This window comes from ANME-2 cluster archaeon (genome assembly GCA_014237145.1).
Lineage (GTDB): Archaea > Halobacteriota > Methanosarcinia > Methanosarcinales > Methanocomedenaceae > Methanocomedens_A.
This window is the reverse complement of the sequence record JAAXOC010000111.1, coordinates 1-15,470: the sequence shown is the minus strand read 5'-3', so window position 1 is coordinate 15,470 and position 15,470 is coordinate 1. Positions and strand designations below refer to the sequence as shown.

Annotated in this window: 17 protein-coding genes and 1 pseudogene; 5 read left to right on the top strand and 13 right to left on the bottom strand. The window is 42.2% G+C overall.

Annotation, left to right across the window (positions count from 1 at the left end; translation table 11 throughout):
* Positions 1-110: 110 nt before the first annotated feature.
* The 3 genes from HF974_15350 to HF974_15340 form a co-directional block, all read right to left on the bottom strand.
* The gene (locus HF974_15350; protein ID MBC2699672.1) at positions 111-611 is read right to left on the bottom strand and encodes a type IV pilin; all 501 of its coding nucleotides are present in this window, start codon (positions 609-611) and stop codon (positions 111-113) included.
* 6 nt (positions 612-617) lie between these two features.
* A complete protein-coding gene (locus HF974_15345; protein MBC2699671.1) occupies positions 618-815 on the bottom strand; it encodes a DUF5371 domain-containing protein in 198 nt (65 codons plus the stop codon).
* A 262-nt stretch (positions 816-1,077) separates the two neighbouring features.
* On the bottom strand, positions 1,078-1,293 hold the full coding sequence (locus HF974_15340; GenBank protein MBC2699670.1) for a hypothetical protein: 216 nt from the start codon (positions 1,291-1,293) through the stop codon (positions 1,078-1,080).
* A gap of 22 nt (positions 1,294-1,315) precedes the next feature.
* Between HF974_15340 and HF974_15335 the strand changes: the two genes are divergently transcribed.
* Positions 1,316-1,717, top strand: a complete 402-nt coding sequence (locus HF974_15335) for an acylphosphatase (GenBank protein MBC2699669.1) — start codon at positions 1,316-1,318, stop codon at positions 1,715-1,717.
* Between the two features lie 252 nt (positions 1,718-1,969).
* On the opposite strand, the gene HF974_15330 is transcribed toward HF974_15335, so the two are convergent.
* From HF974_15330 to hisF, 3 genes are all read right to left on the bottom strand, one after another.
* Positions 1,970-3,262, bottom strand: coding sequence for a DUF1015 domain-containing protein (locus tag HF974_15330; protein ID MBC2699668.1), 1,293 nt, complete (start codon positions 3,260-3,262; stop codon positions 1,970-1,972).
* A 190-nt stretch (positions 3,263-3,452) separates the two neighbouring features.
* Complete coding sequence (locus tag HF974_15325; protein ID MBC2699667.1) at positions 3,453-4,451, bottom strand: phosphoribosylformylglycinamidine cyclo-ligase; 999 nt, start codon at positions 4,449-4,451, stop codon at positions 3,453-3,455.
* 44 nt (positions 4,452-4,495) lie between these two features.
* Positions 4,496-5,260, bottom strand: coding sequence for an imidazole glycerol phosphate synthase subunit HisF (gene hisF, locus HF974_15320; protein MBC2699666.1), 765 nt, complete (start codon positions 5,258-5,260; stop codon positions 4,496-4,498).
* A 185-nt stretch (positions 5,261-5,445) separates the two neighbouring features.
* Here hisF and HF974_15315 point away from each other — a divergent pair, with 185 nt between their 5' ends.
* Together HF974_15315 and HF974_15310 are read left to right on the top strand one after the other, a co-directional pair.
* A complete protein-coding gene (locus tag HF974_15315; protein MBC2699665.1) occupies positions 5,446-5,853 on the top strand; it encodes a DUF22 domain-containing protein in 408 nt (135 codons plus the stop codon).
* A 502-nt stretch (positions 5,854-6,355) separates the two neighbouring features.
* On the top strand, positions 6,356-7,609 hold the full coding sequence (locus HF974_15310; GenBank protein ID MBC2699664.1) for an ABC transporter substrate-binding protein: 1,254 nt from the start codon (positions 6,356-6,358) through the stop codon (positions 7,607-7,609).
* Between the two features lie 25 nt (positions 7,610-7,634).
* Here HF974_15310 and HF974_15305 read toward each other — a convergent pair whose 3' ends face one another.
* The 6 genes from HF974_15305 to HF974_15280 form a co-directional block, all read right to left on the bottom strand.
* Positions 7,635-8,336, bottom strand: coding sequence for an ABC transporter ATP-binding protein (locus HF974_15305; GenBank protein MBC2699663.1), 702 nt, complete (start codon positions 8,334-8,336; stop codon positions 7,635-7,637).
* Entirely contained in the window at positions 8,333-9,100 is a 768-nt protein-coding gene (locus tag HF974_15300) for an ABC transporter ATP-binding protein (protein ID MBC2699662.1), read from the bottom strand. The genes HF974_15305 and HF974_15300 overlap by 4 nt, the downstream gene beginning before the upstream one ends.
* Position 9,101: 1 nt before the next feature.
* The gene (locus HF974_15295; GenBank protein ID MBC2699661.1) at positions 9,102-9,995 is read right to left on the bottom strand and encodes a branched-chain amino acid ABC transporter permease; all 894 of its coding nucleotides are present in this window, start codon (positions 9,993-9,995) and stop codon (positions 9,102-9,104) included.
* Entirely contained in the window at positions 9,992-10,852 is an 861-nt protein-coding gene (locus tag HF974_15290) for a branched-chain amino acid ABC transporter permease (GenBank protein MBC2699660.1), read from the bottom strand. The genes HF974_15295 and HF974_15290 overlap by 4 nt, the downstream gene beginning before the upstream one ends.
* Positions 10,853-11,155: 303 nt before the next feature.
* Positions 11,156-12,415, bottom strand: a complete 1,260-nt coding sequence (locus HF974_15285; protein MBC2699659.1) for an ATP-binding protein — start codon at positions 12,413-12,415, stop codon at positions 11,156-11,158.
* Between the two features lie 548 nt (positions 12,416-12,963).
* The gene (locus HF974_15280; protein MBC2699658.1) at positions 12,964-13,524 is read right to left on the bottom strand and encodes a hypothetical protein; all 561 of its coding nucleotides are present in this window, start codon (positions 13,522-13,524) and stop codon (positions 12,964-12,966) included.
* An 84-nt stretch (positions 13,525-13,608) separates the two neighbouring features.
* Between HF974_15280 and HF974_15275 the strand changes: the two genes are divergently transcribed.
* Positions 13,609-14,085, top strand: coding sequence for a hypothetical protein (locus HF974_15275; GenBank protein ID MBC2699657.1), 477 nt, complete (start codon positions 13,609-13,611; stop codon positions 14,083-14,085).
* A complete protein-coding gene (locus tag HF974_15270) occupies positions 14,082-14,513 on the top strand; it encodes a hypothetical protein (GenBank protein MBC2699656.1) in 432 nt (143 codons plus the stop codon). The genes HF974_15275 and HF974_15270 overlap by 4 nt, the downstream gene beginning before the upstream one ends.
* A 339-nt stretch (positions 14,514-14,852) precedes the next feature.
* Here the strand turns inward: HF974_15270 and HF974_15265 are convergent.
* Positions 14,853-15,232 (bottom strand): annotated as a pseudogene (locus HF974_15265) (hypothetical protein).
* Positions 15,233-15,470: the final 238 nt, after the last annotated feature.

Below are 15,470 nucleotides of genomic sequence, written 5' to 3'. Positions count from 1 at the left end.
TTGTTGTTTATTGCCCTCATTTTACTATTAGAATATATGGCATATTGCAATGAAGGGTGATTGTTAAAAAAAGAAAAAAAATCCCCTTTAATAGGGGATTGAAATGTGTTTTACCTTACCTCAACTACAGTATTTAGTACCATTGAATTTGAAGGTATATGTACTATCTTAACGTCGTACTTATCACCTTGGACTAAACCAAGATCAGCAGCGGCATAAGTCCAATCGTAAGTTTCAAAATTAAACGAGATGCTATTTGGTTTTATTGTACTATTTACACATATCTGTGAACCGACCGCAAAATCATCACCTGCTTCTGAAGTAACATATATCGGTACATCCCCTTCATCAACTACCGATATTTTCCATTCAGTACCTTTAATTAAATCTCCACCAGTATGAACTATTTTTATATCATAAGTCGTGCTAGCAGCATTATTTGATGCTGTAATACTAGCCGACGGTGGTGCTGGAGCCAAATTTCCACCCATGTCGAACACGAACGCCGCAATGACTGCAGCCAGGATGACAGTGATAGCCACCATTAGGATCACACCAATGACCGGGGACACTGCTTTCTCATCTTTACTATATTGCCTATTTGATTTCATTTTTGTTTACTCCTTAGATTTCTTCTTCATTGCCTTCTCAAGTTTCTTTGCCCACATATCAGTTGATTGCGTATATTCGCATTCAAGGTAGTGCGCCACAGCCTTGGCGAGAGCATCCTTGGTGTTTTTCTCACCCGATTTCTCTTTAAGGGCGATTAGGTCATCTTCTATAATGACCATCTGAGCGTGCATTATCTTTGACATTTTATTCACCTTGCTGTGAATATTGACAGACTAGATATTAAAAACACCTGATATCCGAACTGTCAATTCCTCTGTAATTACCTCATTATGATTATGACATATATAAACATTTGCATTCTCATAATCATGATAATGGTTTTTTTGTTTGTAGAATATTTTGGAAAAATATTTCGCAATTATGTGGTAAACACGAACAATATTATCGAAGGGGGTAAATCCAACAAAATACTACGAATTTGAACATGGAACAATACAACCATCTTCACATCAAAAATAAGATCCTTTCAAACTCCACTGCCGTATCCCAGGCAAGCCAGAAACCATCCTCAAGCATCTGCTGGAATATTGCAAGCGATTCACCTTTACCAAGCAAACCATCTTTCACCGATTTTAGCAAAATGAAAAGTGCACCCTTAGTCCTTACACCATGAAACTCTGCAACTGTTGAAGCTTCCTCATCCATAACCTTTATGTCCACTTCAAACCAAAGGAATTTTTGAATGAAAAAAGCAATTCTCCATATCTCAGGTGATGTCCAGCAATCCGGATTCCGGGCAAAAATCGTAGACATAGCCAAAGCATTAGATATAAAAGGGTATGTGGCAAATCTCCCGGACAGACGAGTAAAAATTATAGCTGAAGGAGATGAGACAGATTTAGAGAGATTCATAAAGGCAGTAAACATTAAAAATACTCTCATAAACGTCACTGATCTTGAAAAAGAATATTTCACCCATACAGGGGAATATGAAAGCTTCTACAAGCTTGTGGATGATGGGGAAACTGATGAAAGACTGGACACTGCGGCGGATTTGCTAAAAGAGCTCATTCATGTGTCAAAGAACGGTTTTTATGATCTTGGTAGCAAAATAGATGGTCTCGGGATCTTGGTGGTAAAATAGATGGTCTCGGAGATGATCTTGGTGGTAAAATAGATGGTCTCGGAGTTGATCTTGGTAGTAAAATCGATCAAAACAGGATAGAAATAACATCAGAAATCCGGCACAGCCGGGATGATTTCAAATCTCATTTCGACGAGAGGATCATAATGATAGAACATGATATTGCTCAAATAAAAGCAAAGATCATGCTCTGAATATTACCCTCATCAATTAAAAGACGAAAATCCTGCCACCTGCATCTGCCCCTACCCCCTAAAACCGCCGCATCATTATCCCCTCAGCAACCTTGGGCAGGAACAATGTAGACTTCTGGGGAAAATTCTTCATCTCCACATGAGCCTTGTACTCCACATCTTCAATAGCAAGGGGCCTTATCAGGAAAGCCATATCAAATCCCTGGGTATCAACCTTGTTAACAGCTTCATCCATACTATCCACAAAGACCACATCATCTGTATTGCAATTATCCACACAGGGCCCGATGATCCATTCATTCAATGCGATATAGTCCAGCCCCACGTTCTCCCCCAATTCCACTGAAAGCCGCTTAACATCCTCTTTATTTGCCTTCAGCACAGAAAACGTCTCACCATCATACAACCCTATCCTTACATCATATTTACCATCACTATCCTGTAATGCATTGTGGAATCCATCATCCAGGTCCCCTTCCCGTATTGTCTCAAAGTACCGCTTCACCTGCAACCCAAGCTTACCCACATCCACATGCCTTACCACCCTGTGCCAGGGCAGCAGCAAGAGGGCACGGTCCCCGCCTTCCATGAACATCATCATAGTATGGTCCACACCATCCTTCATGCGAAGTTCATTGGCTGCATTATACCGGTGATGCCCGTCCAGTATCAAGACCTTCTCATCTTTCATTAGCTGCTGTATCTTCCCGATTATTTCAGTTTCAGTGATCTCCCACAGCAGGTGCCTGGTGCCCTTCAGTTCCAGGTCCACCAGAGGCGGGCGTTCTTCCCTCAAGACCAGGTCGGGTCGCTTAAAGCCAAGGTAGTCTTCGAGAATATTATTAATCTCATGCCCGGGCATGTTGTATTCAGATACAATAGGTGAGAAGTTCATGCCGCACGCCTTCATCAGGTTATAGCGTTCAATTGTATGTTTCTCAAAAATCCTCTCATGCCCCACAATACTGCCCCTTCCCAGCTCCTCCACCTTTACAAGGCCAACCAACCCAAAAGCAAAATAGATATTCCTCCTGGCTATTTCTGGTATCTGGCTCAGAATATTTTCGGAGAGGGTGTACTTGATGCCGTAAATATATAGTGCAGGTTCATCCCGTTCTACAAGTATCTGTTCATCAAAGAAACGCTTAAGGCATCTTTTTGCATTTGCGATGAACTCTTCACTGTCAACACCGGCCCTGCGTGTGGTAATATTTATAACATTATTCTCTTCACCGCCATACCTGCCATATTCGGTCTCATCAATGGTATCATAGACCGGGCATACCAGCCGGTCTCGCTGTGACAGTTGTGGATTTATTAAAGTGGTTTTGAAAGGTTTTATTGTAACCATGTTCGAGGCACCTTGTTATCATCTGTTAAATACTGTTGTTCCGGACACAAATCCGTAATAAACTTTCAATATTGGTCTCATCTATTTATAATAAAATGAAATTCAGGTACTGAAAGGTAAATATGTAAAATATAATTTTCGGAACCGCCCGTTTTAAAAGCACCTGGATTTGTACGATAATTTTCAATAATTAAACAATCTCCAATTCCCGAACTCGTATTCCTGAACTAATGATCTCACCCACGATCCTGCCGCCTGTGATCTCAGCCGCCCGCTGAGCATCCTGTTCTGGCAGCACAATTAAGAATCCCATACCCATGTTGAAGGTCTTATACATCTCAAGTTCGTCAACTTCTCCCTGTTCCTGCAGGAACCTGAAAATTGGCTGGGGCTTTAGAGGTGAATGAATATCAAATCCAAGGTCGCTAATCCTTCGAAGTTTTAACAGGCCACTGCCTGTGATATGGGCCAGACCGTGAACCTCGCATTCCTTTATCACATCAAGTATCTCAATATAGATGCGCGTAGGGATGAGCAGTTCATCGCCGATCGTGGTTTCTGGATTAAGAGGGAACGGGTCATGGTAATTAAAGGTGGATCGCTCAATGATCTTGCGCACTAGGGTATAGCCATTGCTGTGGATTCCTGAACTTGGTACTCCTACCAGAACATCGCCCTCTTTAACATGCTCACCAGTAATGACCTGCTCCTTCCTGACCGCCCCCAGGCAGGTACCGGCCAGGTCGAACCCATTGATGATCTCTGGCAAAGTTGCAGTCTCACCACCCACAATTGTCAGCCTGCTAAGTTCTGCTCCACGCTGGAGCCCTTCCCCTATCTGCGCCATCTGTTCCTCATCCGGCTTTGCGATTGCCAGATAGTCCACAAAAGAAAGGGGTTCTGCGCCTATGGCCAGCAGGTCGTTCACATTCATGGCCATACAGTCTATGCCCACCGTGTTCCAGCGCTTCATCTCGTTTGCAATGAGGACCTTGGAACCTACACCGTCAGTGGCCAGGGCAAGGGCATATTCACCGAACGCGATAAGACCGGCATAGTGGCCGATGTCTGTCAGCGGTGCACCTAACCCTATACGTTTATATGTTATTTCGGAGGCAAGCGCCTTGATGGCCCTTTCCTCCAGATGTATGTCCACGCCTGAACTGGCATAGGTCATCTTTTTAGTCATATATTGCAGAAAGGACTTCAATACATCAAAAAGACTTCGAAATACTACAATCTTACAGGGATGCCTTTTCCTGCCAGGTACTCCTTCATCTCTTGAATAGTATATGTGCCAAAGTGTGCAATGGACGCAACCAGTACGGCATCTGCATGAGCATCAGTTATGGCTTCATAAAGATGTTCGAGCGTGCCGGCACCGCCGGATGCTATAATCGGGAGGTCAACCGCATCGGCAATGGCCCTGGTCATAGGGATATCATATCCAGCCAGGGTACCGTCAGCATCCATGCTGGTGGGGAGGATGGCACCAGTGCCTGATTCTTCCACCTGTTTTGCCCACTGGACAGCATCGATGCCAGTAGGTTTGTTGCCTCCGTTAACCATAACCTCAAACCCTGACGGCAGTTGTGGGTTCTGCCTGGTATCTATGGCAATGGTCAATGTTTCGCTGCCGAACTCTGATGACGCTTCTTTAACAAGCCCTGGAGTTCGTACTGCGGCCGAGTTAATTGATACTTTAGATACACCTACGTCCAGCATTGCCTGTATGTCCTGGATACTTCCTATGCCACCGCCTACGGTCAGCGGTATGGAGATTTTATCTACTGTTCTTGCCACGGCATCGACCATGGTTTTCCGGTTCTCAATAGTCGCTGTGATGTCCAGGAAAACCAGTTCGTCGGCTCCCGCTTCACTGTAGGCTGCACCGTTCTCTGACGGGTCGCCCACGTCTTTTAAGTCTATAAAATTTACGCCTTTGACAAGGCGGCCGTCCTTTACGTCCAGACAGGGGATGATTCTTCTATAATCCATATTTGTTCCTCTTGAAAATTGGTAAGGATGGAAGTATTACCGTATGATAGTTTTTAATTGTTGTGCTGTAAATGAAGGATATGACTGATCTTAGTCTGGTGGGAAAGGAATGCGACAAATATTGTGTTTGAGGAAAGATGTGTAAAAAGTAAGTTATATATCATAAACGCTAATTATTATATATCATGGCTGGTAATGAAAATGTCCTGCTGGTCCCTATACAACTGGTATTGGGTGGAATGGACCATATCGAGAGGGAAAATGTATCCGCAGTACCGTATAATTTTACTATTTCAACTGAAGGAAAATGGGAAATGCTTATTTCTGCTGGGGATGTGGCGGTTAAAAAGGGCGATGTTATACAAATCCCTATTAAGAAAACAGTTGTGTATGAAAACACAATATCATTACCGTGCGCTTTTTGCCACCATGCCCTGGGTACTGTACTTAATGTGCAATCTGAAGGTGTGGCACTGGTGGAAAGTAAAAGGAATATCTCAAGTATTGTTTTTCTCCCTATACTGGATGGGATGATCGAGAAGGGTGATCTGCTGGGTGTAATTAATGTATTCCCCATAATTGTCAATAGATGAATTTTCCTGTATCGAGTATCCACAGCCTTGGGACAAAATTACTCTATCTGCAATCCTATAATTTCGCAGTCTTCTTCAGTTAACTCAACTGCACAGGTTAAAAAAAACGAGACCGTCACATTACATGCTGGTATTATCAAACTTACTGCAGAATAAGGCCGATAAACGCGGATACGCTGCCTGAAAATCTGTGTTCATCTATGTTTATCTGTGGTTTAATTAAATTCACCAACAAGAATTTTAACGGTCTCAAAAAAACGAGACCGTCACATTACATGTTGGTATTATCAAACTAACCGCAGACGAACGCCGATAAACGCGGATACGCTACCTGAAAATCTGTGTTCATCTGTGTTTATCTGTGGTTTAATTAAATTCACCAACACGAATTGTAACGGTCTCAAAAAAACGATAACTTTAAGTAAAAAGCCCTACCCAAAAAAACATTAGGAAGAACTCATCCATGATGATTACTTCCAGGATGATTTAAGGAGGAATATATATGTTAAAATCACATGCTAAAGGATTAATTGCAATAATGTTCATCGTTGCAATAGTTACATTATCAGGGTGTACTGATACTACTGATACTGTAGAACAAGAGGAGGTAAAGATCGGTACATTACTGTCGATCACAGGCGATCTTGCCCCATACGGCGGACCTATGGAAAATGCAGCTAAACTTGCCATCGAAGAAGTGAATGCGAACGGCGGCTTGCTGGGAACACAAGTAATAATGATCAATGAAGATTCCCAGACCTCGGAGATAGCAGCAGTGGATGCTGCCAATAAACTTGTCAAGATAAATAAAGTCCCTGCGATCATAGGGGCAGCAGGCAGCAGCATAAGCCTGTCATTTATTGACATAACTACAAGTAACAACGTGGTCCAGATATCATCTTCCAATACTGCGCCTGACTTTACCACGTATGAAGACAATGATTTCTACTTCAGAACCTGCCCATCAGATGCTCTTCAGGGTAGGGCGATGGCACTTCTGGCAATAGAAAAGAACTATACCACAGCCAGCACTCTTGTACTGAACAATGCGTATGGTGTAGGTTTTGAAACAGTATTTGTAGAGGAGTTTGAAAACATGGGTGGAGAAATACTGGACCGGGTAAAATACGACCCACAGGCCACCATGTTCAATTCCGAGGTCGAAAAGGCAGCACAAGGCAATCCAGATGTCATTATACTGATATCTTATCCTGAGACAGGCAGCCTGATCTTAAAGGCAGCATATGAAAAGGGCATTATGGATAAAACTGACTGGCTGCTCTCTGAAGGACTTAAGGATGAGACATTTGCAGAAATGGTTGGTAAAGACGTTGATGGGAACTATATAATAAAGGGGTTCAAAGGCACAGCACCATTTCCAGAAGGCCCGGCATATGAGGATTTTAAAGAAGCATATGTCAACAAATACAATAAAGAACCTACCACCTTCACACCCCAAACATATGATGCAGCAGCTGTCATTGCCTTGGCAATAGAGAAGGCAGGAAGTTCAGATGGCACTGCTATCCGGGACAATTTAAGGACCGTAGCAAATCCACCGGGGGAGGAAGTAACCGATATCGGTACTGGTCTGAAATTGATTCGGGAAGGAAAAGATATCAACTACAAGGGTGCATCGGGTGATATTACCTTTGATGAAAATGGGGACATATCGGCAGACACTGCCAATTATGCCCAGTGGTACGTTGGAACAGATGGTAATGTAGTATGGGGAGAGTCAATCGATCTTGAGTGATCGGTTCCCTTTTTTTTCTTTTTTGTCACCCACCCAAATAAAGTTTCAGGACATTTTCATCTTCCAGCAGGGTTGAGCCTTCGCCTTCAAACCTGTTCTCCCCCATCTCCAGCACGTAACCCCTGTGGGATATGGACAGCGCCTTTTTAGCATTCTGTTCCACCATCAGGATGGTGGTCCCTGTGCCGTTAATATCCTTGATCTCCTCAAACACGACTTCCCTTAACTTTGGGGACAGCCCTGCTGTGGGCTCGTCCAGCAGCAGTACTTGCGGCTCCGGCATCATTGCCCTACCCATGGCCAGCATCTTGATCTCACCACCGCTTAAAGTGGTGGCCCTCTGGTGCTTCTTATCCCGAAGTACCGGGAAGATGTCAAACACCTCTTCTAAGACATCACCCATCTCTCGCTTAAGGAAAGCACCCATCTCCAGGTTTTCCATAACTGTCAGGGATGGGAATGTATTCTTTTCCTGGGGTACAAATCCCATGCCTCTGGCCACGATATTATGTGTGGTCATACCTGCAATGTCCTGCCCGTCAAAAAATATACTACCACTCCTGGGTTTTAGCATCCCGATAATGGTTTTAAGCAATGTGGACTTGCCTGCACCATTGGGCCCGATGATGGAGACTATCTCACCCTTTTCAATATGAATGGATACTCCGTTCAGGATGTTAATGTCTGTGTAGCCTGACACTACGCCTTCTACCTGAAGTATGCTCATGCCCCATCCCCCAGATATGCATCCAGTACCCTGGGGTCGTGCTTGACATCCTCGGGCGGTCCTTCAAGGATTATCCTGCCATGGTTCATGAAACTAAGGGTATCACTTACTTCGGTTATGAGCGGTATATCATGTTCTATGATAAGAAACGTCATGCCTTGCCCCTTAAGTTCCTTGATGCGCCCGACAAGTTTCCTTGCCAGGGTGGGATTGACACCTGCAAAAGGCTCGTCCAGCAGCAGCATCTTCGGGTCGGTCATCAGTGCCCTGGCCATCTCAAGCAGTCGCTTCTGCCCACCAGAAAGAGCTCCGGCATAATCATCCTTCATATGCATCAAGTCAAAAAATTCAAGTGTTGCGAGAGCTTTTTCCACAATTACTGCTTCTTCATCCGCCACTATTTTCGGGCGTAAAAATATGTTGTGTATGTGCTCACCGCTTTGCATCTTGGGTCCCAGTAGTAAATTCTCAAGTACAGTCATCCTGGATAGTGCCTTGGTCAACTGGAACGTCCTGACCATGCCAATACGGGCTTTTTTAAACGTGGGCAGTTGGTCTACTCTTTCATCTTTAAAGAAAATATTACCACTGTCAAGTTTGTAGTAGCCGGTTATGAGATTAAACAAGGTGGTCTTGCCTGCGCCGTTAGCACCTATGAGTCCCCTGATAGTCTGTTCTTCCACACTAAAAGATGCACCGTCAACAGCCATGACACCCCCGAAATACTTTTTCACGTCCCTGACCTTCAGGATTTCCTGCACCATTTTATTGCCCCAGCGTCAGTTCTTCTTTTTTGCCAAGTAGTCCTTGTGGCTTATACATCATCAACAATACCAATAATAATCCTATCACCATGACCCGTAAGGCAGCCATCTGGTGGGATGCCAGGGGCACATAGTCCTGAAGGTACCGGGTCCCGGTGTAGAAGGACTGGACTAAAATAGCACCAATGATGGTCCCCTTATTCCTGGCACTTCCCCCTAATACCACGATGATCCATGCATAAAATGTTTCCATCGGGATAAAGTTGCGGGGGTTGATGTATTGCATATTGAATGCTAAAAAGGCACCGGCCAGTCCTGCAATGGCCGAGCCGATCATCAACGCCTGGATCTTGTAACGAAACACATCCTTACCGAGAGCGGATGCCACATCCTCATCCTCACGAATGGATTTCAGCACCCTGCCCCAGGGAGAGTGTACCAGTTTTTCTATAAGCAGGTAAATAACGGCCAGTGAACCGAATACAAGGATGAACAGGAAATAATTGTAGTCAAAGGGTATCATTGCTTCAAAAGGCCTGTCAAATCCGAACAGTCCCATGGGTCCCCTGGTGAGCCATTCTTCATTAAGCAGGAACAACCTGACTATCTCTGAAAAACCGATCGTAACTATAGCAAGATAATCCTCCCTGAGCCTGAGGGTGGGGATACCGACCAGAAGGCCGAAAAAGCCTGCCAGTACTACGCCTGATGCCATGGATAGCCATAGCGGCGCACCGCTCTGGTTCATCAGTACTGTTGTGTAGGCACCGATAGCCAAAAATCCCACGTGGCCGAAGTTGATGAGTCCGGTGAAGCCCCATTCCAGGTTCAGCCCTATTGCAAATATGGCATATATCCCAACGATGATACTGATGGCTACCAAGTAGTCTATCATGTTTTTGTTCCCCCGAATAGTCCTTCTGGTTTAAACAGCAGTACTAATATCATTATGCCAAGGCTTACTCCCATTTTGTATTCTGACGGCAGGATGAGCATACTCAATTCCTGGGACAGACCGATCACCATGCCACCTACCATGGCTCCGTAGGGGTTACCAATACCACCCAGGATAACGGCAGCGAACATGGGAAGGATAAGGAACCAGCCCATATTGGGCCTGATAGTGGTTTCCAGTCCGTACAGGATACCGGCCACACCTGCCAGGCCTATTCCAATAAACCACATCCACATAATTACTTTATCTGAATCAATGCCTGAGATACGGGCAAGGTTGATATCATCTGAGATGGCACGCATGGCCTTGCCCATTTTTGTATGTTTCAGGAAAAAGTGGACCAGCGCAATGAATAGTATGGCTGTACCCAGTCCTGTGAGCTGGTTGTGGGTTATTGTAATTCCAAGCATCTCAATGCCTTTTTGCACTGGCAGGTCAAAGTTTCTGGTACTGCCGCCCCATGTAAAGATTATGGCATTCCTGACGATCAGGGATAGGCCGATAGATACGATTATGAGGCTTACAAGGTCAGCATTTTTCCTTCGCATGGGTTTCCAGACCAAAAAGTCCAGGAGCACACCCATTGCACCTGCTATTGCAACGGCAATGAAGAATGATAATATTATATTCAGGCCGAGAGCTACATTCAGCACAAAGGCAATGTATGCACCGAATGTCATGAAATCGGCATGGGAGAAGTTGGCAAAATTCAGGACACCGTATACCATTGTCAGGCCGATGGCTGCCAGGGCGATGATGCTTCCGAGGACAATTCCGTTGACGATTAGTTGCAGCATGGTTATTTTTCACATTAGTAGGTTTTCTTCATTTGTATAAATACAAAGTTTGAGGTGGTATTATGTGTTATTTCAACTATATCTAAAAATTCTTAATCGAATATAGCTCCTTCTGTTTTTATTTAACGATGTCTTTTGGGGTATTTCTCAGGGTTTGAGGGAAAGTAAAAAGTTGCGACGGCACACCCAACCGCAGCAGAGATGCGGGATATAGTTATTAAGATTAATGGAAGTGGTGGTGAGTGAGCTGGTGTGGGCTTGATTAAAACAATCGTTTTAGATAATTCCGGAGATGCCCCTGTTTTAACTCGATATTCTCCCCTCCAGAAGCCATTTCCAAAGCGGCACAAATACAATCCACTTGCCATCCACCAGTTCCTCACCCTCCCGGTCCTTTGTCACAACAAGCCCCTTCTCTGCCGAAAAAGTTTCCATGAACTTTAGCAATCCCTTAATATCCTTCTTCCTGATATTGTTCTTATACCTGGACACCAGGGGTACAACCTCATCACCCTTGGCCAGCACACAATCCACTTCAGATGTCCCCTTCCTCCAGAAAAACCGTGCCCCTGAATTGGTTACCACCAGGTTCTCTACTACCCTGCCCATGTCAGGATGTTCCCACAGGTGTAGCAGCAATGTGGCACTGGTAAGATAGAGCCGTTTCATTTTTTTCTCACTGGTAAGGCGGTTGCTAGAAAAATTATAGCATTTCTGCAGCATAAAACCCCTTTTTAGATAGGAGATGTACTTTACCAGCGTCTTTCTTGTTATGCCCAGATCGTTGGCAAGACCCTCGTAATCTGTGATCATGCCCGGATTAGAAGCTGTGATGATAAGTATCTGCTTAAGGACATCCTCGTTTTCAACAGGAAACACTCTTGGCAGGTCTTCATAAACCATCTTATTGATGATAGACTCAAGATACATCTGAATGAATGGTTCATCAGCCTTCACCAATTCCGGTAGCTGCCGTTTCATATACAAAGGCACCTGTTTTTTTATGGCATCTTCAAACATCCCTGGTCTTTTGATAAGGTCCTCGTCGCCCTTCAACCTGAGAAACTCGGTAAAGCCCAGCACAGGCAGGTAGTATAGAAAAATCCTGCCCGCAAGCGATTCTTCTGTCTTTTTCTTCAAGAACAATGAAGATGAGCCAGAAACAAAGAACTTTATTCTGTGGTAGGTATCGTAATAGTATTTCAACTGGTTCTGCCAGCCATCAAGTTTCTGTATCTCATCAAAGAATATGTAAAGTCTGCCAGTGCCGGAAATGTCTTTACCAGTTCTTGACAGGAATTCGTTAATAACTTCCTCCATTGACACGTTTTCCTCGTCAAAGGAAAAGTAGAGGATCTGGTCCCTTTCCACTTCCTGGCTGATCAGGTGGTCAATGATTTGTTTTAGCAATACTGTCTTACCGGTCCTTCTAAGGCCAATAATACCTATAGTCTGCCTTATATCTAAATGCTTGACAAGCTCATTGAACAAATCCCTTTTTATCCTGTGCCCGTATGTGAAATCCTCTCTCCAGTGAAGATTGTACTTTAATAGGTTAGCCATATTTTTCACTTATATGGGTATGTAGTTACCCATATTATTTAATTTTATGGGTATTTCGTTACCCATATTGTTGGATTTTGTGGATTCCTGTCTTTCGAATATTGTCAATGATCTGTTTATTACTGTATGATCTTAATACATGTTCGAGTTCTAATATTTTCATTGAGATCAATCCATATGCCTTACAGGTGTGTTTTTAAATGAAATATGTGCGCCAATTAGATTTTAGTTAGATTCTGCATTCGGCAGGCAATATCAGGAATTTTATTTTAAACCACATGTTGGCATATTGGTCATTGGTGGTCATATTGTTGAACAGTACTTAAAAACCAGTAGGTTGGCAGCTCAACACCTAATTTAGAAGACTTCAGAAACAACAGTCCCAAACCGTTTTATTTAAGTATATGAAGACCTAGTACTATTAGTACGAAGATAGTTATTGCGGGATGGATAATCTGTGCATCATACATCCAAATCTTTTGGCACGGTTTTGGGTACATTAGTATAAATTAATCCTAAGATCTAAAAATTCTTATGTTTATGGTTTTTTAATACCCTGAGAAACGAGGTATTTTATAGATTCGATCTCGTTCTTTCATCAATACTTGATTAATAAGTCCAAAAGCGAGTTTACAAGTAACCATGTCTTCGCCTTCATTAACAGTAATATTTCGTAACTTAAAATCCTTTATTTTTGCACTGAGACGTGATGATATACCACCTTTATGGCTCTCTTCATACAAGACCATACATCTAAAAAATTCTCCTGTTTCATAACAAAAATAATTGAATTCGTCAGTAGGACCTGAATTATCACAATTTGCCAAGAATATAAATAAATTTAAATCAAACTTTTTCATTAAGAAATTTGATTTCATTGTCCAATGCATATCGTCATCTTTGTGAAATCTAACGATGTCATCTGGAAAGTCTGCGACGAGATATGTATTTACAAATCCCTTTTGTTTTAAACAATCGCGAATGGTTTTCAATCGATCATACATGTTTTCTGGTCTGTAAGCTCCCAAAATCAATATATTCAATTCAGTAGATTTTTGTAATATTTTATCAGTATTAGGTCCATAAAGATCACTGATTGTATTAACCATTTTACCACGAAGTTATTAATACAAAGAGAACTTTAATATACTATAGGTGAGGATTTACTCACTCTTGAACCTAGAGGAACTAATATGACAAAAGTAGATGAATATGCTAGCCAAATACCGCTGATACTTAGGCACACATTCAAGGCATTTGCAAGCGACAATCGTTCTGCTATTGTCGTAGCATTATATGAAAATAACAAGCGACTTACATTCAGTAAACTTAAAAATACACTAGAGATAGATCAAAGAATATTAACAGATGAACTAAAAAGATTAATGAGTGGCGCAATAGTAGATCATTATACCGAATTTCAAGAAGGTGTGAGAGGGTATTCATATTATGAAGTGACTGACTATGGTATAAATATCTTAAAAGCAACACTCAATGTATTAAGTAAATCATATGAGCCAATTGTTAAACTCGATATTAATGCGAAAACAATAACCACTGATGATTCACAACCAATAGTTAGAGTAGAAACTAATGATTCTTTAATTAAATCCAACGTTTTTCCTGACTCTTCATCGGGTATAATTGTCTCAAGTGGGGTGATGGCATGATTGAAGTTTCTGAACCTTTTAGAACAATTCTTGTTGATGAACTCGCATTAATTCGAGAGAAAATGAATAGTGAATTAGATCCTATGAAAAAAGTTTATTATTATAGCGCAGCTTACGCCATGGTACAAAGAATTTTTAACTTAGAACCTGAGGCAAATCAACAACTTGTTTTCATTCATGTTGTTCTAGCTATGTCATACAACCAAATAAAAGAACGTGTAAATAATATCGTAGGTGGAAATCAATTAGTTACATTGCCAGAAGATTTTTTTGACAAAGTTAGTTCATATTTAGAACAATTAGAAGAAAAAATTAGAAAAAACGAGGATACTTACGATATTTTAGAAAAAATAGCTGTCTTAACATATATAGCAGATGGCAATGGACACTATCTCTCACAAAAGGGATGCTTGACACTTCCTGACTAAATCTGGTTTATTAAATTAATATTTTGTGCACATTTCTTATTCAAATATCTATGCACCCTTTCGATGCCCCGCATTTAAGCGTTAGCGAAATGCGGGGTCGTTGACTGACATATAGAGGCTGTCCAACAATCACTGTCAATAAGAATTCTCATGCTTCCTTTTCAATTTAAAGCCCCAATCCATCTTACTTTTCTTCAGATTTTAAATTACCGGACAGCCCATATACACAAACGACTAAACACTGATTAGAGTTAGGCAGCTAAACAAATACCATTTTTCAATACCCTTCAGGAACTTCCTCATTTCTTATTTTCTCAATCCGTTCCTTAATTTCCGGTTTCATTCAAGTTCGCCCCGCAACAATTTTTTCTTATGCTTTTCTTCTATCCCTTTAATGCTTTTTTCAGGCATCTTGAGATCTTCCGGCATTGTTCCGCCAAGCTCTTTTATAGTCTGCCTTACTTTTTTGCCTACATAATGGTGGGTATTGTTGGCGTTCTCTTTTCCCTAGATATTTTCACGCCTTAATTTATCATCAGTCTGGGTTGCCCTGAACAAGTTGGCTGCAAGCTCTGTGCTTCCCATATGATCCAGGATTTCTGGTTTTGAGCAAGCCCTTTTCTTTTATGTATGTCTTTAACTCCAAGCCCCTCGTATAGTCCCTGATAGCCTTTATTTTGAAATATTGCATAATCTTTAGGACTCTCAACGCCTGACATATGTGCGGCTTCTGCAAGGGCTTTATTATGGTTTCCCAATTCATTTCTAATAGCAAACCGTTTGTTGTCTTCTATAAACGCCTCATCATTCTCGCGCTCCCTTGTCTTTACCGCAAAATATGTCTAACCCAAAGCAATTATTTTTTAGCATGAAAGTACCCTCAGTCTTAACATCCCGTGACTATCGTTGTAAAGAAAACAACAATTTTCTGGGATGTTAAGATCAAAGATATTTATC

What these genes read in the sequence shown, in the direction of transcription:
- HF974_15280 (MBC2699658.1), bottom strand. Translation starts at nt 13,524, where the DNA reads ATGGTTAATACAATCAGTGATCTTTATGGACCTAATACTGATAAAATA.
- hisF (MBC2699666.1), bottom strand. Translation starts at nt 5,260, where the DNA reads ATGGATTATAGAAGAATCATCCCCTGTCTGGACGTAAAGGACGGCCGC.
- HF974_15275 (MBC2699657.1), top strand. Translation starts at nt 13,609, where the DNA reads ATGACAAAAGTAGATGAATATGCTAGCCAAATACCGCTGATACTTAGG.
- HF974_15310 (MBC2699664.1), top strand. Translation starts at nt 6,356, where the DNA reads ATGTTAAAATCACATGCTAAAGGATTAATTGCAATAATGTTCATCGTT.
- HF974_15300 (MBC2699662.1), bottom strand. Translation starts at nt 9,100, where the DNA reads ATGGTGCAGGAAATCCTGAAGGTCAGGGACGTGAAAAAGTATTTCGGG.
- HF974_15345 (MBC2699671.1), bottom strand. Translation starts at nt 815, where the DNA reads ATGTCAAAGATAATGCACGCTCAGATGGTCATTATAGAAGATGACCTA.
- HF974_15290 (MBC2699660.1), bottom strand. Translation starts at nt 10,852, where the DNA reads ATGCTGCAACTAATCGTCAACGGAATTGTCCTCGGAAGCATCATCGCC.
- HF974_15350 (MBC2699672.1), bottom strand. Translation starts at nt 611, where the DNA reads ATGAAATCAAATAGGCAATATAGTAAAGATGAGAAAGCAGTGTCCCCG.
- HF974_15315 (MBC2699665.1), top strand. Translation starts at nt 5,446, where the DNA reads ATGGCTGGTAATGAAAATGTCCTGCTGGTCCCTATACAACTGGTATTG.
- HF974_15295 (MBC2699661.1), bottom strand. Translation starts at nt 9,995, where the DNA reads ATGATAGACTACTTGGTAGCCATCAGTATCATCGTTGGGATATATGCC.
- HF974_15285 (MBC2699659.1), bottom strand. Translation starts at nt 12,415, where the DNA reads ATGGCTAACCTATTAAAGTACAATCTTCACTGGAGAGAGGATTTCACA.
- HF974_15330 (MBC2699668.1), bottom strand. Translation starts at nt 3,262, where the DNA reads ATGGTTACAATAAAACCTTTCAAAACCACTTTAATAAATCCACAACTG.
- HF974_15305 (MBC2699663.1), bottom strand. Translation starts at nt 8,336, where the DNA reads ATGAGCATACTTCAGGTAGAAGGCGTAGTGTCAGGCTACACAGACATT.
- HF974_15270 (MBC2699656.1), top strand. Translation starts at nt 14,082, where the DNA reads ATGATTGAAGTTTCTGAACCTTTTAGAACAATTCTTGTTGATGAACTC.
- HF974_15325 (MBC2699667.1), bottom strand. Translation starts at nt 4,451, where the DNA reads ATGACTAAAAAGATGACCTATGCCAGTTCAGGCGTGGACATACATCTG.
- HF974_15335 (MBC2699669.1), top strand. Translation starts at nt 1,316, where the DNA reads ATGAAAAAAGCAATTCTCCATATCTCAGGTGATGTCCAGCAATCCGGA.